The organism is Streptomyces sp. NPDC101219 (assembly GCF_044767675.1).
Lineage (GTDB): Bacteria > Actinomycetota > Actinomycetes > Streptomycetales > Streptomycetaceae > Streptomyces.
Map to the genome: position 1 here is coordinate 13097 of NZ_JBIWOK010000017.1, position 24661 is coordinate 37757.

General features: G+C 70.1%; 19 protein-coding genes. 10 read left to right on the forward strand and 9 right to left on the reverse strand.

From position 1 onward, the window contains the following. Positions 1–74: 74 nt before the first annotated feature. Entirely contained in the window at positions 75–3071 is a 2997-nt protein-coding gene (locus ACIRPP_RS27265) for a bifunctional [glutamine synthetase] adenylyltransferase/[glutamine synthetase]-adenylyl-L-tyrosine phosphorylase (protein WP_403647989.1), read from the forward strand. Between the two features lie 98 nt (positions 3072–3169). On the opposite strand, the gene ACIRPP_RS27270 is transcribed toward ACIRPP_RS27265, so the two are convergent. The 3 genes from ACIRPP_RS27270 to ACIRPP_RS27280 form a co-directional block, all read right to left on the reverse strand. Further along, entirely contained in the window at positions 3170–4201 is a 1032-nt protein-coding gene (locus tag ACIRPP_RS27270) for a phosphatase PAP2 family protein (RefSeq protein WP_403647992.1), read from the reverse strand. A gap of 175 nt (positions 4202–4376) precedes the next feature. Continuing rightward, on the reverse strand, positions 4377–4664 hold the full coding sequence (locus ACIRPP_RS27275; protein WP_403647995.1) for a hypothetical protein: 288 nt from the start codon (positions 4662–4664) through the stop codon (positions 4377–4379). A gap of 102 nt (positions 4665–4766) precedes the next feature. Then, entirely contained in the window at positions 4767–5813 is a 1047-nt protein-coding gene (locus ACIRPP_RS27280) for a LacI family DNA-binding transcriptional regulator (protein WP_403647998.1), read from the reverse strand. Positions 5814–6264: 451 nt separating this feature from the next. Here ACIRPP_RS27280 and ACIRPP_RS27285 point away from each other — a divergent pair, with 451 nt between their 5' ends. From ACIRPP_RS27285 to ACIRPP_RS27300, 4 genes are all read left to right on the forward strand, one after another. Then, on the forward strand, positions 6265–7536 hold the full coding sequence (locus ACIRPP_RS27285) for an extracellular solute-binding protein (RefSeq protein WP_403648001.1): 1272 nt from the start codon (positions 6265–6267) through the stop codon (positions 7534–7536). 95 nt (positions 7537–7631) lie between these two features. Further along, entirely contained in the window at positions 7632–8636 is a 1005-nt protein-coding gene (locus ACIRPP_RS27290) for a carbohydrate ABC transporter permease (protein WP_403648004.1), read from the forward strand. A 13-nt stretch (positions 8637–8649) separates the two neighbouring features. Continuing rightward, a complete protein-coding gene (locus ACIRPP_RS27295; RefSeq protein ID WP_403648007.1) occupies positions 8650–9561 on the forward strand; it encodes a sugar ABC transporter permease in 912 nt (303 codons plus the stop codon). 132 nt (positions 9562–9693) lie between these two features. Further along, positions 9694–11379 carry an alpha-amylase family glycosyl hydrolase gene (locus ACIRPP_RS27300; protein ID WP_403648009.1) on the forward strand — a complete coding sequence of 562 codons (1686 nt, stop codon included), beginning with the start codon at positions 9694–9696 and terminating at the stop codon, positions 11377–11379. Positions 11380–11452: 73 nt separating this feature from the next. Here the strand turns inward: ACIRPP_RS27300 and ACIRPP_RS27305 are convergent, their stop codons facing one another. After that, positions 11453–11737 carry a hypothetical protein gene (locus ACIRPP_RS27305; RefSeq protein WP_239473765.1) on the reverse strand — a complete coding sequence of 95 codons (285 nt, stop codon included), beginning with the start codon at positions 11735–11737 and terminating at the stop codon, positions 11453–11455. Between the two features lie 119 nt (positions 11738–11856). On the opposite strand from ACIRPP_RS27305, the gene ACIRPP_RS27310 reads away from it, so the two are divergent. Further along, complete coding sequence (locus ACIRPP_RS27310; protein ID WP_403648012.1) at positions 11857–12705, forward strand: Scr1 family TA system antitoxin-like transcriptional regulator; 849 nt, start codon at positions 11857–11859, stop codon at positions 12703–12705. Then, positions 12681–12890 carry a DUF397 domain-containing protein gene (locus tag ACIRPP_RS27315; RefSeq protein WP_205077327.1) on the forward strand — a complete coding sequence of 70 codons (210 nt, stop codon included), beginning with the start codon at positions 12681–12683 and terminating at the stop codon, positions 12888–12890. The genes ACIRPP_RS27310 and ACIRPP_RS27315 overlap by 25 nt, the downstream gene beginning before the upstream one ends. A 288-nt stretch (positions 12891–13178) precedes the next feature. On the opposite strand, the gene ACIRPP_RS27320 is transcribed toward ACIRPP_RS27315, so the two are convergent. The 3 genes from ACIRPP_RS27320 to ACIRPP_RS27330 all read right to left on the reverse strand — a co-directional run bounded on the left by ACIRPP_RS27320 (position 13179) and on the right by ACIRPP_RS27330 (position 15037). Further along, positions 13179–13334, reverse strand: a complete 156-nt coding sequence (locus ACIRPP_RS27320) for a hypothetical protein (RefSeq protein ID WP_403648016.1) — start codon at positions 13332–13334, stop codon at positions 13179–13181. Between the two features lie 408 nt (positions 13335–13742). Continuing rightward, positions 13743–14084 carry a hypothetical protein gene (locus tag ACIRPP_RS27325; protein ID WP_164442578.1) on the reverse strand — a complete coding sequence of 114 codons (342 nt, stop codon included), beginning with the start codon at positions 14082–14084 and terminating at the stop codon, positions 13743–13745. A gap of 101 nt (positions 14085–14185) precedes the next feature. Continuing rightward, positions 14186–15037, reverse strand: coding sequence for a hypothetical protein (locus ACIRPP_RS27330; protein WP_403648019.1), 852 nt, complete (start codon positions 15035–15037; stop codon positions 14186–14188). 936 nt (positions 15038–15973) lie between these two features. Between ACIRPP_RS27330 and ACIRPP_RS27335 the strand changes: the two genes are divergently transcribed. The 3 genes from ACIRPP_RS27335 (at position 15974) to ACIRPP_RS27345 (ending at position 23386) form a co-directional block, all read left to right on the forward strand. Continuing rightward, positions 15974–17347, forward strand: a complete 1374-nt coding sequence (locus ACIRPP_RS27335; protein WP_403648021.1) for an alpha-amylase family protein — start codon at positions 15974–15976, stop codon at positions 17345–17347. 205 nt (positions 17348–17552) lie between these two features. After that, positions 17553–22964, forward strand: coding sequence for a pullulanase-type alpha-1,6-glucosidase (gene pulA / locus ACIRPP_RS27340; protein WP_403648024.1), 5412 nt, complete (start codon positions 17553–17555; stop codon positions 22962–22964). Positions 22965–23026: 62 nt separating this feature from the next. After that, complete coding sequence (locus ACIRPP_RS27345) at positions 23027–23386, forward strand: 5-carboxymethyl-2-hydroxymuconate Delta-isomerase (RefSeq protein ID WP_403648027.1); 360 nt, start codon at positions 23027–23029, stop codon at positions 23384–23386. Positions 23387–23413: 27 nt separating this feature from the next. Here the strand turns inward: ACIRPP_RS27345 and ACIRPP_RS27350 are convergent, their stop codons facing one another. Then, positions 23414–23908 (reverse strand): hypothetical protein, encoded by a 495-nt coding sequence (locus ACIRPP_RS27350; protein ID WP_403648029.1) that lies wholly within the window; start codon positions 23906–23908, stop codon positions 23414–23416. Next, a complete protein-coding gene (locus ACIRPP_RS27355; protein ID WP_403648032.1) occupies positions 23905–24600 on the reverse strand; it encodes a TetR/AcrR family transcriptional regulator in 696 nt (231 codons plus the stop codon). The genes ACIRPP_RS27350 and ACIRPP_RS27355 overlap by 4 nt, the downstream gene beginning before the upstream one ends. Between the last annotated feature and the right edge of the window lie 61 nt (positions 24601–24661).

A 24661-nucleotide genomic window follows, 5' to 3' on the forward strand; every position in this document is an offset into this window, starting at 1 on the left:
CCGGGCCACGGGCCCCTCCTGCGGATAGGCTCGTGGCCGTACGACACGTTTCCGAGGCACGAGGGAGGCCGGGGATGACGTCGGCGCCGGGGCGCAGGAGCAGTATCTTCACGCGGCTGCTGCGGCACGGCTTCACGGATCCCTCCGCCGCCGAGCGCCTGCTGGACGGCCCCGAACTGACCGCCCTGCGCGACGACCCGGTCCTGCTCGACGCGCTCGGCGCCACCGCCGACCCCGACCTCGCGCTGCTCGGCCTGGTGCGCCTGCTGGAGGCGCAGCCGGACCCCACCGCCCGCCGGGAACTCCTCGACACGGTGATCGCGGCGAAGCCGCTGCGGGACCGGCTGCTCGGGGTGCTCGGTGCCTCCGGCGCCCTCGCCGACCACCTGGCCCGGCACCCCAGCGACTGGCAGGCCCTGGTCACCTACGAGCCCCGGGACCTGCACCCGGGAGTCGAGGAGTTCGAGAGCGGTCTCGCCGACGTCACCGACACGGTGTCCCTGCGGGTCGCCTACCGGCGCTGCCTGCTCTCCATCGCCGCGCGCGACGTCTGCGGGACCATCGACGTCGCCGAGACCGCCGCCGAGCTCGCCGACCTCGCCACCGCCACCCTGCGCGCCGCCCTCCGGCTGGCCCGGGACGCCGCACCCGAGGACGCCGCCCTGTGCCGGCTCGCGGTGATCGCGCTCGGCAAGTGCGGGGGACACGAGCTGAACTACGTCTCGGACGTCGACGTCGTCTTCGTCGGCGAGGCCGTCGAGGGCGCCGACGAGGACAAGGCGCTGCGGGCCGCGACCCGGCTCGCCTCGCACATGATGCGGATCTGCTCGGAGAGCACCGTCGAGGGCACCATCTGGCCCGTCGACGCCAACCTGCGGCCCGAGGGCCGCAACGGCCCGCTGGTGCGCACCCTCGCCTCCCACCTCGCCTACTACCAGCGCTGGGCCAAGACCTGGGAGTTCCAGGCGCTGCTCAAGGCCCGCCCGGTGGCCGGCGACCTCGGCCTGGGCGAGGAGTACGTGACCGCTCTGCAGCCCCTGGTGTGGCAGGCGGCCGAGCGGGAGAACTTCGTCGCCGACGTGCAGAAGATGCGCCGCCGGGTGGTGGAGAACATCCCCGTCGCCGAGGTCGACCGCCAGCTCAAACTGGGGCCCGGCGGCCTGCGGGACGTCGAGTTCGCCGTGCAGCTGCTCCAGCTGGTGCACGGCCGCACCGACGCCTCCCTGCGCAGCGGCACCACCCTCGACGCGCTCAAGGCACTCGCCGCCGGGGGGTACGTGGGCCGCGCGGACGCCTCCCAGCTCGACGACGCGTACCGCTTCCTGCGCTCCATGGAACACCGCATCCAGCTGCACCGGCTGCGCCGCACCCACCTGGTCCCCGACGACGAGACCGACCTGCGCCGCTTGGGCCGCTCCCTCGGCCTGCGCACCGACCCGGTCGCGAGCCTGACCCGGGAGTGGAAGCGGCACGCCTCCGTGGTGCGGCGGCTGCACGAGAAGCTGTTCTACCGGCCCCTGCTCGACGCGGTCGCCCAGCTCGCTCCCGGCGAGGCCCGGCTCAGCGCGGAGGCGGCCCGCGAACGCCTGGTCGCCCTCGGCTACGCCGACCCGGCCGCCGCCCTGCGGCACCTGGAGGCGCTCGCCAGCGGTGTCACCCGCAAGGCGGCCATCCAGCGCACCCTGCTGCCCGTCCTCCTCGGCTGGTTCGCCGACTCGGCCGACCCGGACGCCGGACTGCTCAACTTCCGCAACGTCTCCGACGCGCTCGGCAAGACGCCCTGGTATCTGCGGCTGCTGCGCGACGAGGGCGCGGCGGCCGAGAACCTGGCCCGGGTGCTGTCCGCCGGGCGGCTCGCCCCCGACCTGCTGATGCGCGCCCCCGAGGCGGTGGCGCTGCTCGGCGACGGGGCGGGGCTCCGGCCGCGTTCCCGAGCCCATCTGGAGCAGGAGATCTTCGCCGCGGTCCGCCGCGCCGACAACGCCGCCCAGGGCGTCACGGCCGCCCGCGGCGTCCGCCGCAGGGAGCTGTTCCGCACGGCCGCCGCCGACATCGTCGGCTCCTACGGCACCGAGTCCCAGCCCGCCGAGGCCGACCAGGGGGCCCTCGTCGACCTGGTCGGCGCCGCCGTGTCCGACCTGACGGCCGCCACCCTGGCGGGCACCCTCCGCGCCGTCGTCCGGGAGGGCTGGGGGGACGCGCTGCCCACCCGGTTCGCGATCATCGGCATGGGCCGCTTCGGCGGCCACGAGCTGGGCTACGGGTCCGACGCGGACGTGCTGTTCGTGCACGAGCCGCGCGAGGGCGTGGACGAGCACGAGGCCGCCAAGGCCGCCGCCAAGGTCGTCGCGGAGATGCGCCGCCTGCTCCAGCTGCCCAGCTCCGACCCGCCCCTGCTGATCGACGCGGATCTCCGCCCGGAGGGTAAGTCCGGGCCGCTGGTGCGCACCCTCACCTCGTACGAGGCCTACTACCGCCGCTGGTCACTGGTGTGGGAGCGGCACGCGCTGCTGCGCGCCGAGCCGGTCGCCGGGGACGAGGACCTCGGCCGCCGCTTCATCGAGCTGATCGACCCGCTGCGCTACCCGTCCGGCGGGCTGGACGAGGACGCGGTCCGTGAGATCCGCCGGCTGAAGGCCCGGATGGAGTCCGAACGGCTGCCGCGCGGCGCCGACCCCAAGCTGCACGCCAAGCTGGGCCCGGGCGGGCTCTCCGACGTGGAGTGGACCGTGCAGCTGATGCAGTTGCGGCACGCGGCGCGCGAACCCGGCCTGCGCACCACACGGACCCGGCAGGCGCTGGCGGCGGCCCGGGAGGCCGGGCTGATCTCCGCCGACGACGCCGCCACCCTGGACGAGGCGTGGGTGCTGGCCACCCGGGTGCGCAACGCGGTCATGCTGGTCCGGGGGCGGGCCGGGGACACCTTCCCGACCGTCCCCCGGGAACTGGCGGCGGTCGGCCGCTACCTCGGCCACGGACCCGGACACGCGGGCGACATGCTCGACGCGTACCGGCGCACGGCCCGCAGGGCACGGAGCGTCATGGAGCAGCTGTTCTACGACGGTGACTGAGGGGTTCCGCCCGGACGGCGGTCACCGTCACCGAGGGGCCGGCCCGGACGCCGCACGGAGGTGCCGCCCGGACAGGCGCGGCACGCGGCACCCCCGCGCTACGGCGCGGGCCGCCCCGTGCCGGACAGAGCATCCGCCCCGGCCCCGGCGCCTCCGTCCGCGGCCCCGGTCCGGGCACCGCCGCCCACGTCCGCCTTCCCGTCCGTCTCGCCGAGAGAACCGGAAGCGGCACCGCCACCCGCGGCGCCCTCGCCCCCGACCGTCACCGCGTCCTCACCGCCGGCGGCCCTCCGCCCGCCCTTCCTCCGTACCGGCACCCGCCGGGGCAGCGCGTACGGGCCGCTGCCGTACCAGAGGCGGGCCACCGCGTAGCCGAAGGACAGGCAGAGCACGCCGCCGACCGCGTCCAGCCAGAAGTGGTTGGCCGTGGCGACGATGACCACCAGGGTGAGCGCCGGGTACAGCAGCCCCAGGACCCGCACCCACGGCACGGACGCCAGGGCGAAGACGGTCAGGCCGCACCACACCGACCAGCCGATGTGCATCGACGGCATGGCGGCGTACTGGTTGGACATGTTCTTCAGGTTCCCGGAGGCCATCGAGCCCCAGGTCTGGTGCACCATCACGGTGTCGATGAAGCTGCCGCCGTTCATCAGACGGGGCGGGGCGAGCGGGAACAGGTAGTAACCGACGAGGGCCACGCCCGTGGTCGCGAACAGCACCAGTCTGGTGGCCGCGTACCGGCCCGGGTGACTGCGGTAGAGCCACACCAGGACACCCAGCGTCACCACGAAGTGCAGGGTGGCGTAGTAGTAGTTCATGCCGACGACCAGCCATGTCACCGAGTTCACGGCGTGGTTGACGGATTCCTCGACGGCGATGCCCAGTTGCTGCTGGACCTCCCAGATCCAGTCGGCGTTCCGCAGGGCCTGCGCCTTCTGCTCGGGGACGGCGTTGCGCACGAGGGAGTACGTCCAGTAACTCACCGCGATGAGCAGGATCTCGAACCAGAGCCGGGGCCGGCGGGGAGCACGAACGCGGTGCAGGAGCGCCCGCCCCGTCCGGTCACCGGCGGGACGGGGAGCGGCCGATGTCCGGCCGTTCGGCACAGTCACGGTCGTGTCACCCATAGGCACAGAGTCTGCCAGAAAAGGCCTCGCCCACAGATCATCCCCCGGTACGGCACGGCCCGCATGTTCTGCCGCGGCCCAGGAGCGTCAACTTCTCCTGACGGCCCGTCCGGTCGACGGCGCTGCACAGTCTCGCCGTACGCCCCAGGAGTTGATGATCGTCACCAGCCAGGGGCTACAGCTGGGAGAGCCCCTTCTGCAGGTCCTCCGCGTTCATCACCGGGGTCATCTCGACCTCGGCGCCGAACTCGGTGAAGAACGGGTCACCGGCGGCCGGGATCTGCGAGCTGTCCTCCAGGTCGAGCACGAACAGACAGGTCCGCCGGCCACCGAGCGGCCCGAAGTACGCGGCCTCGGGCTGCAGCCGCTCCATGGTCTCCTTCACCAGCTCGGGCATCCTCCCGCTGCGGAAGACCTCGTTCGCCTTCTCCGTGTCCAGCGTCGCTTTGAGCATCACGCGCATCGCAGCCACCCTCTTCCGGTCGACGCATGCCGAGGTACATCCCCAGGCTATGCCCGGGTACCGGCGCCCGCGCGGGCAGCGGCGCACGGTGGGGCGGGCCCGTCAGGGCCTCTCGTTCGGCCGGTTGCGGTCCCCGGGGGCCGACGCGGTCGAGCCGCGCACCACCAGTTCCGGCATGAACACGAACTCGCTGTGCGGGGCCGGGGTTCCGCCGACCTCCTCCAGCAGCGTGCGCACCGCGGCCTGGCCCATGGCCGGGACCGGCTTGCGGACGGTGGTCAGCGGCGGGTCGGTGAAGGCGATCAGCGGGGAGTCGTCGAAGCCGACCACCGAGATGTCCTTCGGCACGTCCAGACCGCGCTGCCGGGCCGCCCGTATGGCGCCCAGCGCCATCATGTCGCTGGCACACACCACGGCCGTGCAGTCACGGTCCATGAGCGCCGCGGCGGCGGCCTGCCCGCCCTCCAGCGTGTACAGCGAGTGCTGGATCAGTTCCGTCCGCACGGTCTCGGCGGCGAGGCCGAGTTGGTCCTGCATGATGTGCACGAACCCCTCGATCTTGCGCTGCACCGGCACGAACCGCTCCGGGCCGAGCGCCAGGCCGATCCGCGTGTGGCCGAGGGAGACGAGGTGGGTGACGGCGAGCGCCATCGCGGCGCGGTCGTCGGGGGAGATGAACGGCGCCTGCACCTTCGGCGAGAAACCGTCCACCAGCACGAACGGCACGCCCTGGGCGCGCAGTCGGTCGTAGCGCTGGGTGTCGGCGGTGGTGTCCGCGTGCAGGCCGGAGACGTAGATGATGCCGGCCACGCCGCGGTCCACGAGCATCTCGGTGAGCTCGTCCTCCGTCGACCCGCCGGGGGTCTGGGTGGCGAGCACGGGCGTGTAGCCCTGCCGGGTCAGAGCCTGGCCGATGACCTGCGCCAGGGCCGGGAATATGGGGTTCTCCAGCTCCGGGGTGATCAGGCCGACCAGGCCCTCGCTGCGCTGCCGCAGCCGCACCGGCCGCTCGTAGCCGAGCACGTCGAGGGCGGCGAGCACGGACTGGCGCGTGGTGGCGGCGACCCCAGGCTTGCCGTTGAGTACGCGGCTGACGGTCGCCTCGCTCACCCCCGCCTGGGCAGCGATGTCGGCAAGACGTGTGGTCACAGCACCGGACTGTATCGGCCGTACGTCCCCCTGCCCACCGATCGGACGCCTGGCGCGTGCCGTGGAACGGCCCGCTGCGGGCTGCTGGGTCATCGCGGTCCCTCACCTCGTGGTCGGCGTCCTCGCAACGGATGATTCCCGCGGCGGCAACGGATGGCAAGTGCTTGCAGAGTCTTGCACAACTGTCCGATCCCCTGTCGTACGGGCGGGAACGGCGATTGCGCGGGGGTCTAGGAGAGGTCACGGCGGCGTAACCTTCGGCGCTTCTTGCAAAATTTTTCAGCAAGGGCTTTTGCAACGCTTGCATCGCTGTTACTTTCCAGTCGCCCGGCGGAACCGCGATTCCCGGCCAGATCCGATGGACGCGGAGCCGCGGTGGCAAGCCGGCAAGCCGGCAGGGCGGCAGACGGGGCCGCACCCTGTGCACGGCTTTCACCCTCAAGGAGAACTCATGCGGCGTGGCATAGCGGCCACCGCGCTGGTGGCGTCCCTCGCCCTCGCGGCGACGGCCTGCGGCGGAGACAGCGACAGCGGCGACAAGGCCGACGGCCCGGTCACCATCACCTGGTGGGACACCTCCAACGCGACCAACGAGGCGCCGACGTACAAGGCCCTGGTCAAGGAGTTCGAGGCCGCCAACAAGGACATCAAGGTCAACTTCGTCAACGTCCCCTTCGACCAGGCGCAGAACAAGTTCGACACCGCCGCCGGTTCCAAGGGCGCCCCCGACGTGCTGCGCTCCGAGGTCGGCTGGACCCCCGCCTTCGCCAAGAAGGGCTACTTCCTGCCGCTGGACGGCACCGAGGCCCTCGCCGACCAGGACAAGTTCAAGCCGAACCTGATCGAGCAGGCCAAGTACGAGGGCAAGACCTACGGCGTCCCCTTCACCACGGACACCCTGGCCCTCGTCTACAACAAGGAACTCTTCGAGAAGGCCGGCGTCGAGGCTCCCAAGACCTGGGAGGACCTGAAGAAGGCCGCCGCCACCATCAAGGACAAGACCGGCGTCGACGGCTACTGGGGCTCCACCCAGTCCTACTACGCCCAGTCGTTCCTCTACGGCGAGGGCACCGACACGGTCGACGCCGACGCCAAGAAGATCACCGTCAAGTCGCCCGAGGCCGTGAAGGCCTACGGCACCTGGCTGAGCCTGTTCAAGGGCAAGGGCCTGCACAAGGCCGACACCACCGCCGACGCCTACGCCCACATCCAGGACGCGTTCGTCAACGGCAAGGTCGCCTCGATCATCCAGGGCCCGTGGGAGATCACCAACTTCTACAAGGGCACCGCGTTCAAGGACAAGAACAACCTCGGCATCGCCACCGTCCCGGCCGGTTCCACCGGCAAGGCGGGCGCCCCGACCGGCGGCCACAACCTGTCCGTCTACGCCGGGTCCACCGAGGCCAAGCAGAAGGCCGCGCTGAAGCTCGTCAACTTCATGACCTCGGCCAAGGCGCAGGAGACCATCGCGCTGAAGAACTCCACGCTGCCCACGCGGGACGACGCCTACACCGACGAGGTCAAGGCCGACCCGGGCATCGCCGGCTACCAGACGGTCCTCGAGGCCGCCCAGCCGCGCCCGGCCCTGCCCGAGTACAGCTCCCTCTGGGGCCCGCTGGACGACGAGCTGCCGCAGATCGCCGGCGGCAAGAAGTCCCTGGACAAGGGGCTGAGCGACGCGGAGATCGCGATCGCGAAGCTGGTGCCGGACTTCAGCAAGTAATGCCCGCGTGGCCGCCGGACCCCCTCCCCGCACGACGGGTCCGGCGGCCACCGGCCTGTGTGCCTACCCCTTGACCACCCAGAAGGTGCCGAACCATGACAGTCGCCATCGACCGCGCGACCGGCAAGCGCCGCGGTGACCGCGCGCCCCGCCCCGGACCGGTCCGCAGGCTGAAGCACGCCTACCAGAAGCACTGGTACGCCTACGCCATGATCCTGCCGGTGGTCGTCGTGCTCGGCGTCATCGTGCTGTATCCCCTGGCGTACGGCCTCTACCTCACCCTCACCGACGCGGACAGCCTCAACTCGGCCCGCACCATCGGCGTGAACAAGATCGAGGCCACCTACAAGTTCATCGGCCTCGACAACTACGCCGAGATCCTGTGGGGCGAGACCGCCTACGACCGCTTCTGGTCCAAGTTCGGCTGGACGATCTTCTGGACCGCGGCCTGTGTGGCGCTGCACTACGGCATCGGCCTGGGCCTCGCCCTGCTGTTGAACCAGAAGCTGCGGGGCCGCACCCTCTACCGGCTGATCCTCATCCTGCCCTGGGCCGTGCCGACCTTCGTCACCGTCTTCGGCTGGCGCTTCATGCTCGCCGACGCCGGCATCATCAACTCCGGCCTCGACTTCCTCGGCCTGCCGACCCCGCTGTGGCTGGAGGACACCTTCTGGCAGCGGTTCGCCGCCATCATGGTCAACACCTGGTGCGGTGTGCCGTTCATGATGGTCTCCCTGCTCGGCGGCCTGCAGTCCATCGACGCCAGCCTGTACGAGGCGGCCGAGATGGACGGCGCGAACGCCTGGCAGCGCTTCCGCCACGTCACCCTGCCCGGCCTGCGCTCGGTCAGCTCCACCGTGGTGCTGCTCGGCATCATCTGGACCTTCAACCAGTTCGCGATCATCTTCCTGCTGTTCGGCAACACCGCCCCGGACGCCCAGATCCTCGTGACCTGGGCCTACCAGCTGGGCTTCGGGCAGCAGCCGCGCGAGTTCGCCGAGTCCGCCGCCTACGGCATGCTGCTGCTGGCCGTCCTCGTCGTCTTCACCTCCTTCTACCGCCGCTGGCTGAACCGCAATGACCAGCAGCTCGCGATCTGAGGCAGGAGCCCCCATGACCACCACCACCGTCACCAAGGCCGCCCCGGCGGACCGGCCCGCCGCAGCGCCGGCCCGCACCGGGAAGACGCGCCGGCGGGGGGAGACAGGCCCGCTCGGCAGGCTCACCTCGCACGGCATCCTGATCGTGGCGAGCCTCATCGCGCTGTTCCCGGTCGTCTGGCTGGTCTACCTGTCCCTCGGCCCGGACAAGGACGACTACCTGCGCCCCGGCGGCATCTGGGGCAAGATGACGCTCGACAACTACGTCTTCGTGCTCCAGGAGACGAACTTCTTCCACTGGCTGAAGAGCTCACTGATCGTCTCCCTGGGCACCACCGTCCTCGGTGTCCTGGTGGCCGCCACCACCGGCTACGCGGTGTCCCGGATGCGTTTCCCGGGATACAAGAAGTTCATGTGGGTACTCCTTGTGACCCAGATGTTCCCGGTAGCGGTCCTGATGGTCCCGATGTACCAGATTCTGTCGGAGTTCCAGCTCATCGACAGCTACCTTGGACTCATCCTCGTCTACTGCTCGACGGCGGTGCCGTACTGCGCCTGGCTCATGAAGGGCTACTTCGACACCATCCCGTTCGAGATCGACGAGGCCGGACGCGTCGACGGGCTGAACCCCTTCGGCACGTTCGTGCGGCTGATCCTGCCGCTCGCCAAGCCGGGTCTGGCGGTCGCCGCCTTCTACAGCTTCATCACGGCGTTCGGAGAGGTCGCGTTCGCCACGACGTTCATGCTGGACGACGAGAAGTACACGCTCGCCGTCGGTCTGCAGAGCTTCATCAGCGAGCACGACGCCCAGCGCAACCTGATGGCCGCCACCGCGGTCCTGATCGCGATACCCGTCTCCGCGTTCTTCTACCTCGTGCAGAAGAACCTGGTGACCGGCCTCACGGCCGGCGGAACGAAGGGCTGACCTCCTTCGAGGACGACTCCCGCGCGCCCGACGCGCGGGGTGGCGGCCGCGGTGTCGATTCCGACCCCGCAGGCACCGCGGCCGTCACGTCCCCACCGCCTTCCCCACAAGCCTCTTGAGTACAAGGACGACATGAGCCAGCAGCACTCCACCCCGGACCCCTCGACCGACTCGGCCGTCGCCACCGTCGACGGGCGCCGTGACTGGTGGCGGGACGCGGTGATCTACCAGGTGTACCCGCGCAGCTTCGCCGACAGCAACGGCGACGGCATGGGAGACCTGGAAGGCATCCGCTCCCGACTGCCGTACCTGCACGACCTCGGTGTGGACGCGGTGTGGCTGAGCCCGTTCTACGCCTCCCCGCAGGCCGACGCGGGCTACGACGTCGCCGACTACCGTGCCGTCGACCCCATGTTCGGCAACCTGCTCGACGCCGACGCCCTGATCCGCGACGCCCACGCCCTGGGCCTCAGGATCATCGTCGACCTCGTGCCCAACCACTCCTCCGACCAGCACGAATGGTTCAAGCGTGCGATCGCCGAGGGCCCCGGCTCGCCGCTGCGGGAGCGGTACTACTTCCGCCCGGGCAAGGGCGAGAACGGGGAGCTGCCGCCCAACGACTGGGAGTCGATCTTCGGCGGCCCGGCCTGGACGCGCATCACCGAACCCGACGGCACGCCCGGCGAGTGGTACCTGCACCTGTTCGCACCGGAGCAGCCCGACTTCAACTGGGAGCACCCGGCGGTCGGCGACGAGTTCCGCTCCATCCTGCGGTTCTGGCTCGACATGGGCGTGGACGGCTTCCGTATCGACGTCGCCCACGGCATGGTGAAGGCGGAAGGCCTGCCGGACCTGGGATCCCACGAGCAGCTGAAGCTGCTGGGCAACGATGTCATGCCGTTCTTCGACCAGGACGGCGTGCACGACATCTACCGCGAGTGGCGCGTGGTGCTCGACGAGTACGCGGGTGACCGCATCTTCGTCGCCGAGGCGTGGACCCCGACCGTGGAGCGCACCGCGAACTACGTGCGCCCCGACGAGCTGCACCAGGCGTTCAACTTCCAGTACCTCACCACCCACTGGGACGCCGCGGAACTGCGCGAGGTCATCGACCGCACGCTGGACTCCATGCGCCCGGTCGGCGCCCCCGCCACCTGGGTGCTCTCCAACCACGACGTCACCCGGCACGCCACCCGCTTCGGCAACCCGCCCGGCCTCGGCACCCAGATCCGCCTGCCCGGCGACCGGGAGCTGGGCCTGCGCCGGGCCCGCGCGGCGACCCTGCTGATGCTGGCGCTGCCCGGTTCGGCGTACATCTACCAGGGCGAGGAGCTCGGTCTGCCGGACGTCGTCGACCTGCCGGACGAGGTGCGCCAGGACCCGGCGTACTTCCGCGGCGCCGGCCAGGACGGCTTCCGCGACGGCTGCCGGGTGCCGATCCCGTGGACCCGCGAGGGCTCGTCGTACGGCTTCGGCGACGGCGGCAGCTGGCTGCCCCAGCCGGCGAGCTGGGGCGAGCTCAGCGTGGAGGCGCAGACCGGGGTGCCCGGCTCGACCCTGGAGATGTACCGGTCCGCGCTGGCCGTGCGCCGGCAGCAGGCCGACCTGGGCGCGGGCGACTCGGTGGAGTGGCTGCGGGCTCCCGAGGGGGTCCTGGCCTTCCGGCGCGGTGACGTCGTGTGTGTCGCGAACACGACCGGGGAGTCGGTGACCGTGCCCTCCTACGGCCGGGTGCTCATCAGCAACGCCGAGGTCGCCGAGACGGCGTCCGAGGCCAAGGTGCCCGCGGACACGACGGTGTGGTGGACACGAGCCTGACGACTCGTCCGCCCCAGGGCCCGCCGCTCCCTCCGGGGAAGCGGCGGGCCCTCGCCACACATGACGGACACCCTCAAGTCCGCTGCTCGCTCCGCCGGTTCACCTCGCGCACCCTGGCGCTCAGCTCGGCGGTGCGACGCCCTTCCCGCAGCGCTTCCGCCAGCTTGCGTGCCGTGCCCGGATTGCAGCGTCCGAGATCCACCAGCGGTGGCAAATAGCCACTGGCCAGCGAGACGGTGTCGAGCCCCAACGAGGGCAGGAGCACACCGGCGTCGTCCAGTGCCAGGGAGAGTTCGTTCCTGGCCTCGTCGGCGTCCCGGATCGCGGCCGCGCGCCTCGTACGTTCCTGTGGTGCCATGGTTGCGATGCCCTTCCTCCGTGATGATCCCGACTCTCCCCACGATCATCGGTACGTGACGCTACGCTCACCAGGGGTGACGGTTTTCGTTGCGCCGGATCGAAAACGGGGGACAGACGATGCCCGCACCGAAGGAGCTCGACCCCTCCGCGTCCCTGCCGGCGCTCTACGGCGTGAAGTTGCGCAAGCTCCGCGTCCGCGCCGGGTTCACCCAGCGCGGGCTCGGCGACCTGATCCCCGTCGCCCACAGCCGTATCGCCCAGTTCGAACTGGGCAAGGAGACACCGCCCGAGGACGTCAACACCAGGCTGGACGAGATCCTGGAGGCCGACGGCGACCTGGTCGACCTGTGGACCCACATCAAGCGGACGCCGATCCCGGACTGGGCACGGAAGTTCGTGGCGTACGAGGCCAGGGCGAACAAGATGCTCAAGTACATGGCGCACGCCGTGCCCGGCCTTCTGCAGACGGAGTCCTACGCCCGCGCGCTGCTGCGCATCAGTCGACCGCGTGACACCGAGGCCGAAGTCGAGGCACTCGTGGCGGCCCGGCTCGAGCGGCAGGCCATTCTGCGGCGCAGCGCACCGCCCTTGCTGTGGTGCATCCTGGACGAGGCCGTGATCCGGCGGCCGGTGGGATGTCGTGCGGTGATGCGCGAGCAACTTGCCCATGTGCTGGCCTTGGCGGAAACACCGGACGTGGTGGTGCAGGTTCTGCCCTTCGACCAGGGTGAACACCCCGTCATGGGCGGCTCCTTGACCCTCCTGGGCTTCGAGCGAGGGCCCGACGTGGCCTATATCGAGAGCTCCCACTCCGGGGAACTGGTGGAAGTACCGGACGCGGTGGCGGCCTACGCCTTGGCCTACGATCTGCTCCAGGCCCAGGCCCTGCCTCCTGGCAAGTCCCTGTCCTTTGTCCGTTCAGCGTTGGAGGAGTTCCATACATGTGGCTCACGCGGTTCGACCTGAACAACGCCAGATGGCGCAAGAGCACGTACAGCAACGGGCAGGGCGGCGACTGCCTGGAACTCGCCAACGACATCCCCGGCACCGTCCCCGTCCGCGACAGCAAGAACCCCACCGGACCGGTCCTGTTCGTCGCCCCGGCCGCCTGGGCCGCCTTCATCGACGGCATACGAACCGGCGCACGCTGATGTGGGTCACTGCAGTGCCCGCAGGGCTGCGTGGTTCTCAAGGGGGGTCCGGTTCGATTGGGCAGGCAGGGGCGAACCGACGGGAACGTCGATGAAGAACATCGATTCCTCGCCCGGCTCCATGCCGCCCAGCCTCACCACCCCCTGAAGCCCCGCGAGAATGTCTCGGATGGCCGTGACCTGGTGCGGCCAGAGGTTCCCCTTTGGTCCCGAGCGGGTCCTTCGAGCAGGGAACGGCGTGAGTGTCGGACGACAGACGGATGTCAGTGGTCGGCGACATGACGGGTGTCAGTAGAGATTGACGTCGTCGGTGTCGATGGCCCGGAGGCTGTACTGGACGTCGTCGGCCAGGACGGCGTCACCGTCGGTGGTGACGGTGAGGAGTCCGGCGTCTGTGAGTCCGGCGACGGCGTGGGCCCATGGCCCGTCCTCATCGGCGGACACGGAGCTGTCGTGCCAGGCCCGGTAGAGGCGGTGGCGTCGAGGTCGCTGAGGACGTCGCGCTGGAGGGGCCGGCGGTGCGTGCCGTTGGGGTTGTGCCAGATCGCGCTGTGGCTGCCGGGGTGGATCGCGTTCATCTGCTCGTCGGTGAGGACGTCCATGCGTGGGGCGAGGGCGAAGTGGGCGGGGGCGACTCGTCGCAGGGCGTACGGGCCGCCGAGGCCGGGGTCGGCCCAGGCGTGGTCGAGGGCCTCGATGGTGCGGTCGGTCTCCATTGCAGGGCCTCGGCGAGGTAGTCGGCGGTGAACGTGTCGGGCGGCATGGGAATGTCAGTGGTCAGCGACAGTTGTGAGAGTAGGGCAGGGCCCGGCCAGCGTGGGCGGGCCCTGCGCGAGGTGAAACGTTGAGACGTCAGGAGGGACGGCGTACGACCGCGTAGCGGGTTCGCACCCAGATGATCCACGGAAGCAGGGCTTCGCTCATTCCCCACGCGATCGAGTATCCGTACGCGAAGGTCGGGTGGAGGTCGATCCAACCGAGGAGCGTGGCCGGCGGAAGGGCGATGGCTACGCCCCTGCCGGTAGAGGCCACGCACTGGATGAGCGACATGGAGGTGGGCTTTCCGCCGCTGGCGGGGGGCGCGGGAACGAGATCGGTCAGCGTCTGGTCCTGGAGAGCAGCGGGGTCGGGCGGGACCGACTCGTCGGGTACGGACGTCAGGCCGGTGGTGTGGGACGTGAACTGCTGGCTCATGATGGGTTCTGTCTTCCTTGGTCGTGATCTGCCTGGATCGGATTTCGGGGACATGGGTCGGGGCCGCGCTGCAACGCGGCCCCGACGTCATTTACGGGGTCTCAGTCCTCCGGGCTTTCCTCCTTGGAGGAGTCCCGGGGCGCAGGTGCGGGCAGCCCGCGGTGGCCGAATGGGTCCTTAAGGGAGTAGAGGGGTCGAGAGGCCCGCCCCGAGGGAACGGCGAGGGTCTCGTACACCTGCGACCCAGCCCGTTCCAGGACCTCGTGGTGGATCAAGTCCTTGATCCCGTTCGCAACGGTCCGCTCGGCAAGGCCGTACCACTCACCGATCTTGGCCTGGGCCAGTGGGAACTTCGGCTTCCGCTGCGCCAGGGAGATCAGGTACACGGCCTTGCCCGGGAGGGACAGGATTGTGTGCAGGTTCTCCTCCCAGTACTCAAAGGGCAGCTGGAAGTACGCCTCGTTGGCGACCGGCGGGTGGTAGGGGCGGCCGGAGCCGTCCTCGAGGAGTTTGGTGACCGTGGTCCGACGGCCCGCGCCCCTGGCGGTCGAGATGACGTTGAGTTCCCTCAGCGCCTTCCAGGCACGGGAGACTGCAGACGCCCCGGATTTCTCGTCGAAGATGCCCACAGTCCTGGCCCACGTCGATGACCAGTCGGTCGCCGAGTAGTCGCCGGCGCCGGTGACTGCGGCCATCACCAGGTAGAGGTCGAGAGCACGCTCCTGCTTGTTGGCGACGAGGGAGCGCATGACGCCGGGCTGGGTGTTGGGGGTCTTGCCCGTCTGAAGGAAGTCCCTCCTGATCGGCACCGTACGGTTCGCCCGCTTCGAGCGGTCGAGGAGGAGCTTGATCGTGCGCTCCTGTGTCATATAGCCCAGGCTCTCGCCGACCTCGTCCGTGACGATCCCGGCCATCTCGGCTGCCTGGTTTGTCTCGCTCCCTGTGGTGGTCATACGGAGAGGATGACACACTTGCGCCGTCTTGTGCACGCCATCAACCCCTGGTCAGCTGCGCTGACTTGACGTGCTGTAGTGCACCTAAGAGCGCTAGGTGTGATGGCTATTTATGACACCTGGGTAGGACGCACATTCAGATAACTCGTACTCGGGTTGTTGGACTCGTAGAGGTGAGCCGCCAGCCGAGCAGCTGATTCCTCAGCAGGTGAAAAATCTTGAGTGGCTTCCGGCAAGCGGCCGCTCCGGGCACTGCCTGAAAGGATCTCCGAGGTGTTCGTCGTCACTGGGGAGGGTGGCGCCGGTAGCGCAGCAGCGTCGTGGCAAGGTCCGGAAGGGCGCGGACGACGTCAATCCCTACTGACACTTCATGTCGCCGACCACTGACATCCCGCTGTCGTCCGGCACTCCACCGTGGCGCCGTCGGAGCAGACGCAGGCGCTGCGAAGAGGCCAGTGCTCCTGTTCGATGCTCGCCAACTCGGCACCGGAGACGTTCCGGTTTTCGCACAGCTCGGGAAACGGCCCTCCCAGAGTGACGGGGAACCAGCCGCAGCAGTACACGGCTGCCGCCGAAGAACCGAAGACCAGAACGAGAACCGCGCGGAGTCCGGACGGAGACAGAGGCGGATTGTTCAGCATCAGGGCCACGGTCACGATGCCCGCCGCCGCGTGGCCAGGCTGATGAACGTCAGCATGCCCATCAAGGGAATCGACACGGTGTCTTCTTCCCTTCGCCCCGATGCCCGGTGTGGGGGCGACGACGTCCCGGTGCGCCGCGAGCGCGCAACTTCTTGCCTCAACTTCGTTCGGGGTGCTGCCCTTTCGGAGGGTGAAGCTTTAACATCTGCGTCACCGCAAGGTTTCTGAAGGTTTCAGCAAGAAGCTTCAGAGCCTTCGCGCTCCCCACACCCTTCGATGAAGAAGGACACCCCACATGGCACGCAGAACCCTCGCCGGGGTCGCCGCGCTCGCGGTCGCCTCGGTTGTCATGACCCCGACTGTCGCGCAGGCCGCGCCGCCCGGAAGCAAGGACGTCACCGCCGTCCTGTTCGAGTGGAACTTCAACTCGGTCGCCCGCGAGTGTACGAACACTCTCGGCCCCGCCGGGTACGGATACGTCCAGGTCTCCCCGCCCGCCGAGCACATACAGGGCTCGCAGTGGTGGACGTCCTACCAGCCGGTCAGCTACAAGATCGCCGGGCGGCTCGGCGACCGCACCGCCTTCCGGAACATGGTGAACACCTGCCACGCGGCCGGTGTGAAGGTCGTCGTGGACACCGTCATCAACCACATGTCCGCGGGCAACGGCACCGGCACCGGCGGTTCGCCGTACACCAAGTACGACTACCCCGGCCTGTACTCCTCGTACGACTTCGACACCTGCAGAGAGGAGATCACGGACTACCGCGACCGCTACAACGTCCAGAACTGCGAGCTGGTCGGCCTCGCCGACCTCGACACCGGCGAGGAGTACGTCCGCAGGACCATCGCCGGGTACATGAACGACCTGCTCTCCCTCGGGGTCGACGGCTTCCGCATCGACGCCGCCAAGCACATGCCCGCCGCCGACCTGGCCAACATCAAGTCCCGGCTCACCAACCCCTCCGCCTACTGGAAGCAGGAGGTCATCTACGGTGCGGGCGAAGCCGTCCAGCCCGGCGAGTACACCGGCACCGGCGACGTCCAGGAGTTCCGCTACGCCTACGACCTCAAGCGGGTCTTCAACAACGAGAACCTCGCCTACCTGAAGAACTACGGCGAGGGCTGGGGCTACCTCAAGAGCTCCTCCGCCGGCGTCTTCGTCGACAACCACGACACCGAGCGCAACGGCAGCACCCTGTCCTACAAGGACAACGCCACCTACACCCTGGCCAACGTCTTCATGCTGGCTTGGCCCTACGGCGCCCCGGACATCAACTCCGGCTACGAGTTCTCCGACCACGACGCCGGACCGCCCAACGGCGGCCAGGTGAACGCCTGCTGGCAGAACGGCTGGAAGTGCCAGCACAACTGGCCGGAGATCAAGGCCATGGTGGGCTTCCGCAACGCCACCCGCGGCCAGGCGGTCACCGACTGGTGGGACAACGGCGGCGACGCCATCGCCTTCGGCCGGGGCAGCAAGGGCTTCGTGGCCATCAACCACGAGTCCGGCCCCCTGACCCGCACCTACCAGACGTCCCTCCCCGCGGGCACGTACTGCGACGTGCAGAACAACACCCCGGTGACGGTGAACGGTTCGGGACAGCTCACCGCCACCCTGGGCGCCCACACGGCGCTCGCGGTCCACGCGGGCAAGCCGAACTGCTGAACCCGCGCCGGGCGCACCGCCGTTCACGGCGGCGGGGCGTCCGGCGTCCGGCATGTAATTCCTTACCGGTCCTTTCAGAACCCTTGCTGTAAACCTTTCAACGGCGGTACGGTCACGGCCGGTGCCCCGGCGAGGTGGCCGGAACAGGCCGTCGCCGCGGCGTGGGGTCGGACCCAATGAGCCGTAACCGCAAGGAGTTCACGCCTTGATACCCAGATGGCCCGCGCCCCGGGGGCGCCGCACCGCACGGGGGCGGCGCGTCGCCGCCGTCACCGTGGCCGCGCTCGCCGCGGCCCTCGTGCAGCCGCTCGCCGCCCGCGCGGACGCCCCGCCGGCGCCGCCCTCGGACGCGGCCCTCGCCAAGGCCCCGGCCCGGCACGACCTGACCCGCGAGCAGTTCTACTTCGTCCTGCCGGACCGCTTCGCCAACGGCGACCGCACGAACGACCGCGGCGGACTGACCGGCTCCCGCCTCACCCACGGGTACGACCCCACCGACAAGGGGTTCTACCAGGGCGGCGACCTCAAGGGCCTGACGCAGAAGCTGGACTACATCAAGGGCCTGGGCACCACCGCCATCTGGATGGCCCCGATCTTCAAGAACCAGCCCGTCCAGGGCACCGGCAAGGACGCCTCGGCCGGCTACCACGGTTACTGGATCACCGACTTCACCCAGGTCGACCCGCACTTCGGCACCAACAAGGACCTCGAGAGACTCATCGACAAGGCCCACGCCAAGGGCATGAAGGTCTTCTTCGACGTCATCACCAACCACACCGCCGACGTCATCGACTACGAGGAGAAGTCCTACGAGTACCTCTCCAAGGGCGCCTTCCCGTACCTGACGAAGGACGGCCGTCCCTTCGACGACTCCGACTACGCCGACGGCACGCGCCGTTTCCCGCGCGTCGACGCCGGCTCCTTCCCCCGCACCCCCGTCGTCCCCGCCGACAAGAAGCGGCTGAAGGTGCCGTCCTGGCTCAACGACCCGGCGATGTACCACAACCGGGGCGACTCCACCTTCGCCGGGGAGTCCAGCGAGTACGGCGACTTCTCCGGCCTCGACGACCTGTGGACCGAGCGTCCCGAGGTCGTCCGCGGCATGGAGAAGGTCTATCAGCGCTGGGTCAAGGACTTCGACATCGACGGCTTCCGGATCGACACCGTGAAGCACGTCAACATGGAGTTCTGGACCCAGTGGGCCACCGCCCTGGACGCCTACGCGGCGAAGCAGGGCCGCAAGGACTTCTTCATGTTCGGCGAGGTCTACTCCGCCGACCCGGACGTCACCGCCCCCTACGTCACCGAGGGCCGGCTCGACGCCACCCTGGACTTCCCCTTCCAGGAGGCGGCACGCCAGTACGCCTCCCAGGGCGGCAGCGCGAAGAAGCTCGCCGCCGTCTTCGGCGCCGACCACAAGTACACGACCGACAAGGCCAACGCCTACGAACAGGTCACCTTCCTCGGCAACCACGACATGGGCCGCATCGGGACCTTCCTGAAGCAGGACAACCCGAAGGCGTCCGACGCGGAACTGCTGAAGAAGGGCCGGCTCGCCAACGAACTGATGTTCCTCAACCGGGGCAACCCGGTCGTCTACTACGGCGACGAGCAGGGCTTCACCGGCGCCGGCGGCGACAAGGACGCCCGTCAGACCCTCTTCGCGTCCCGCACCGCCGACTACCTCGACGACGACCTGATCGGCACCGACCGCACCCACGCCGAGGACACCTACGACACCCGCTCGCCGTTCTACCGGCAGATCAGCGCCCTCGCCGAGCTCCGCAGGGCACACCCCGCCCTCACCGACGGCATCCAGCAGGAGCGCCACGCCGCCGACGGCCCCGGCGTCTACGCCGTCTCCCGCACCGCCACCGGCAAGGACACCACCGAGTACGTCGTCGCCTTCAACAACGCCGACGAGGCGAAGAAGGCCACCTTCGCCACCGGCTCCGCCCGCATGCCGTTCAAGGGCATCCACGGCACCGACGCCACCGTCACCAGCGGCGCCGACCGGAACATCACCGTCACCGTCCCGGCGAACTCGGCGATCGTCCTCAAGGCCGCCCGCCCGCTCGCGAAGCCGGACGCCAAGCCCACGATCTCCCTGAAGGCCCCCGAGGCCGGCGCCACCGGCACCGTCGAACTCACCGCCGACGTCGAGGGCGGACAGCTCAACCGGGTCGTCTTCGCCGCCCAGACCGGCAACGAAACGTGGCGCGTCCTCGGCTCCTCCGACCACGCCCCGCACAAGGTCACCCACACCATCGGCGAGGACGTCCCCGCCGGCACCGCCCTGCGCTACAAGGCCGTCGTCATCGACTCCGCCGGCCGCACCGCGAGCGCCCTCGCCACCTCCACCACCGGCACCCCGCCCGTGGAGACCCCGCCGTCCGCCGCCTCCCGCGACTACGCGATCGTGCACTACAAGCGGGCCGACGGCGACTACGACGACTGGGGCCTGTACGCCTGGGGCGACCTCGCCGAGGGCGAGGCCACCGAATGGCCCGACAGCCACCCCTTCACCGGCCGCGACGCCTACGGCGCCTTCGCGTACGTCAAGCTGAAGCCGGGCGCCTCCGACCTCGGCTTCCTGGTCGTCGACAAGGACGGCACCAAGGACGTCGACACCGACCGCACCATCGACCTCACCCGCACCGGCGAGGTCTGGATCGAGCAGGGCAAGGAGACCGTCACCACCGAACGGCCCGAGTACCCCGCCCAGGACACCACCAAGGCCGTCCTGCACTACCACCGCGCCGACGGCGACTACGACGGCTGGGGCCTGCACACCTGGACCGGTGCCGCCGAGCCCACCGACTGGTCGAAGCCCCTGGAACCGGTGAAGACTGATGCCTATGGCGCGGTCTTCGAGGTGCCGCTCGCCGAGGGTGCCACCAGCCTCAGCTACATCGTCCACAAGGGCGACGAGAAGGACCTCCCGTCCGACCAGTCGCTCGACCTCAGGGCCAACGGCCACGAGGTGTGGCTGTTGAGCGGCCAGGAGAGGTATCTGCTGCCGCAGCCCGCCGGGTCCGCGGCAGCCCTCGACCTGTCCACCTCCAAGGCGGTCTGGATCGACCGGAACACCCTGGTCTGGGACGGCTCCGACGCCGCCGCCTCCACCCAGCTCCTCGCCTCGCCCACCGGCGGCGTCACGGTCGAGGACGGCACGCTCCGCACCGGCGACGCCCGCTGGCTGCGCCTGGCGCGGACCACCCTCACCGACGCCCAGAAGGCCCGCTTCCCGCACCTGAAGGACGGCACGGCCTGGTCCGTCGACCCGCGCGACCGGGACCGGGTGCGCGCTGCCCTGCGCGGCCAGGTCGTCGCCACCCAGCACGCGGCCAACGGCGCCGTGCTCGCCGCCACCGGCGTACAGCTCGCCGGGGTCCTGGACGACCTCTACGCCGCCCGCGCCACCAAGGCGGACCTGGGACCGGTGTTCCGCAACGGCCGCCCGACGCTGTCCGTGTGGGCGCCCACCGCGCGCGACGTCGCCCTGGAGATCGACGGCCGCACGGTCCGCATGCACCGCGACGACGCCACCGGCGTCTGGTCCGCCACCGGCCCCGCCTCCTGGAAGGGCAAGCCGTACCGGTACGCCGTCACGGTGTGGGCGCCCAGCACCCGGAAGATCGTCACCAACAAGGTCACCGACCCCTACTCCGTCGCCCTCACCACCGACTCCGAGCGCAGCCTCGTCGTCGACCTCGGCGACCGGAGTCTCGCCCCCAAGGGCTGGTCGGGGCTGACCAAGCCGAAGGCGGTGCCGCTCAAGGACGCCCAGATCCAGGAACTGCACATCCGCGACTTCTCCGTGGAGGACCGCACGGCGAAGCACCCGGGCACCTATCTCGCGTTCACCGACAAGGACAGCGACGGCAGCCGGCACCTGCGGAAGCTGGCGCGGTCCGGCACCTCCCACGTGCACCTGCTGCCCGCCTTCGACATCGCCACCATCCCCGAGAAGAAGTCCGACCGGGCGAGGGTCGACTGCGACCTCGCCGCCTACCCGGCCGACTCCCCGAAGCAGCAGGAGTGCGTGGCGAAGACCGCCGCCAAGGACGCCTACAACTGGGGCTACGACCCGTACCACTACACGGTCCCCGAGGGCTCCTACGCCACCGACCCGGAGGGCACCGCCCGCACCGTCGAGTTCCGCCGGATGGTGAAGGCGCTCAACGAGGAGGGCCTCGGCGTCGTCCTCGACGTGGTCTACAACCACACCGCCGCCCACGGCCAGGCGAAGACCTCCGTCCTGGACCGGATCGTGCCCGGCTACTACCAGCGGCTGCTCGCCGACGGCTCCGTCGCCGACAGCACCTGCTGCTCCAACACGGCGCCCGAGAACGCCATGATGGGCAAGCTGGTCGTCGACTCCGTCGTCACCTGGGCCAAGGAGTACAAGGTCGACGGCTTCCGCTTCGACCTCATGGGCCACCACCCGAAGGCGAACATGCTCGCCGTCCGCAAGGCCCTCGACGCCCTCACCCTCAAGAAGGACGGCGTCGACGGCAAGAAGATCATCCTGTACGGCGAGGGCTGGAACTTCGGTGAGATCGCCGACGACGCCCGCTTCGAGCAGGCCACCCAGGCCAACATGGCCGGCACCGGCATCGCCACCTTCTCCGACCGGGCCCGGGACGCCGTGCGCGGCGGCGGCCCCTTCGACGAGGACCCCGGCGTGCAGGGCTTCGCCTCCGGCCTCTACACCGACCCCAACACCTCGACGGCCAACGGCACCGAGGCCGAGCAGAAGGCCCGCCTGCTGCACTACCAGGACCTCATCAAGGTGGGCCTGAGCGGCAACCTCGCCGACTACACCTTCACCGACACCAGCGGCAAGGAGGTCAAGGGCTCCCAGGTCGACTACAACGGCTCACCCGCCGGATACGCGGCCGTCCCCGGCGACGCCCTCGCCTACGCGGACGCCCACGACAACGAGTCCCTGTTCGACGCGCTCGCCTTCAAGCTGCCGAAGGACACCCCGGCCGGCGACCGGGCCCGCATGCAGGTCCTCGCCATGGCGACGGCCACCCTCTCGCAGGGCCCGGCCCTCTCCCAGGCGGGCACCGACCTGCTGCGCTCCAAGTCCCTGGACCGCAACTCCTACGACAGCGGCGACTGGTTCAACGCCATCCACTGGAACTGCGCGGCGGGCAACGGCTTCGGCCGCGGGCTGCCGCCGGCCGCCGACAACGAGGACAAGTGGCCCTACGCCAAGCCCCTGCTGGGCACGGTGAAGGTCGGCTGCCCGCAGATCGAGGGCGCCTCGGCCGCCTACCGGGACCTGCTGAGGATCCGCACGACGGAGAAGGTCTTCTCCCTCGGCACCGCGGACCGGGTGCAGTCCCGGCTCTCCTTCCCGCTGTCCGGGAAGGACGAGACCCCCGGGGTGATCACCATGCGCCTCGGTGACCTGGTCGTGGTCTTCAACGCCACGCCCGAGGCGCAGGACCAGCGCGTCACCGCCCTCGCCGGGACCGGCCACCGGCTGCACCCCGTGCAGGCGAAGGGCGGGGACCCGGTGGTCAGGACGGCGTCCTACGAGCGCAGCACCGGCACGTTCACCGTCCCGGCCCGCACGGTCGCCGTGTTCACCGCGGCGGGCTGACCCGCCGGGCATCACGGACACGACGTAGGCTGAGCCCTCCTGGAACCATCGCAGGAGGGCTCATGCCGCAGATCACCGTCGACTACTCCGACAGCCTGGCGGACGGCTTCGACCGGCCCGGCTTCGCGCGGGCCCTGCACACCGCCGTGGTCGAGATCGCCGCCGCCAGGCCCCCGGCGTGCAAGACCCAGTTCCGCCGGACCGAGGACACCGTCGTCGGGCCCGACACCGCGGGCCACGCCGTCGTCCACGTCACCCTCGGGCTGCTCGCGGGCCGCACCGAGGAGACCAAGGCACGGCTCACCGAGGCCGTGCTTGACCTGCTGCGGCAGTTCGTGAAGCCCGGCGGGGGAGTGGCCCTGCACGCCTCCGCCGAGGTGCGCGAACTGGACCCGTCGTACCGGAAGTACGAGAGCGAGTAACCGGGCGTCCCCGGCGGGCCCGTGCCCTCAGAGGTCCGGTCGGCCCAGCCACGACGGGCGGACGGGGACGCCGTCCTCGTCCAGCTCGCCGACGGCGTCCGGACCGCCCGGGGACGGCTCGTCCGGGGAGGGCCGGTGCGCGGCCGGCGGGTCCTGCGGTGCCGGGGCGGGATCGGGCGCGGGGGCGGCAGGCGCGGGTTCCCGGGTCCCCTCGGGGCCGCGGTCCGGGGCGGCGGGCGCGTCCGAGTCCGCCAGCAGCTCCGCCACCGTGAACCGGGTGCCGAACGACTGGTACGCCCCGTCGACGACGAGCAGGAAGCCGTCGTCCACCCGCAGCAGCCGGCGGCGCTTCGGGCTCGTCGGGTGCCACGGCTGGTAGGCATGGGCCCGCCGCTCCAGCTCCTCCAGCGCCTCCGCCCGGGAGCCGGTGACATGGGCCACCACCTGCGCCTCGGTGTGCTTGCGCTGCCCGGTGCCCACGGTCGTCTCCACGACCAGGCCCCATACGGTCGCCCCGCTCACCCGGAGGCCAGGTGGATCAGCCGGGTGGCCAGATCGGTGAACGGGCCGTCGCCCGGCTCGTGCTTCAGCAGTCCCCGCAGCAGCGTGGCCAGTTCCTCGTCGGCGGCGGCCGCCACCGCGGCCAGCGCCGCGAAGTCGTGCACCAGCTGCGTCTCCAGCTCGGCGCGGGGTATCTTCCGCCCGTCCAGCCAGATCAGCGCGGTGGACTCGGCGAGCGAGATCCAGGACCGGACCACCAGTTCCAGACGCGCCGGGGCCGGACCCACCACGCCCAGGTGCGACAGCATCTGGTCATAGGCCGCCTGCCGGACGGCGTCGATCAGCGCGTTGGTGGCCGAGGAACCGACCGTCGGGCCGCCGCGCATCAGGGCGGAGAAACCCGGGCCGTGCTCGTCGACGAAGTCGAAGTAGCGGCCCATCACGCGCCGCAGGCGCGCCCCCAGCGGACCCTCGTGCGGCTCCACGAACCGGGACGCGAGGTCGTCCGCGGCCCGCTGCAACGCGGCCTCGTACAGGCTGAGTTTGCCGGGGAAGTAGTGGTACACCAGTGGGCGCGAGATGCCCGCGGCCGACGCTATCTCGTCGATGGAGACCTCGTCGGGCGAGCGGCGGCTGAACAGTTCGAGGGCGACGCCGATCAACTGCTGCCGCCGCTCCTCGACTCCCATTCTGCGGCGTACCCCGGTTGTCATGCGAACACCATACCGATCGATTCCAGCCGCGAACGGTCCGGACCGAGCGCCGGTGTTCAGG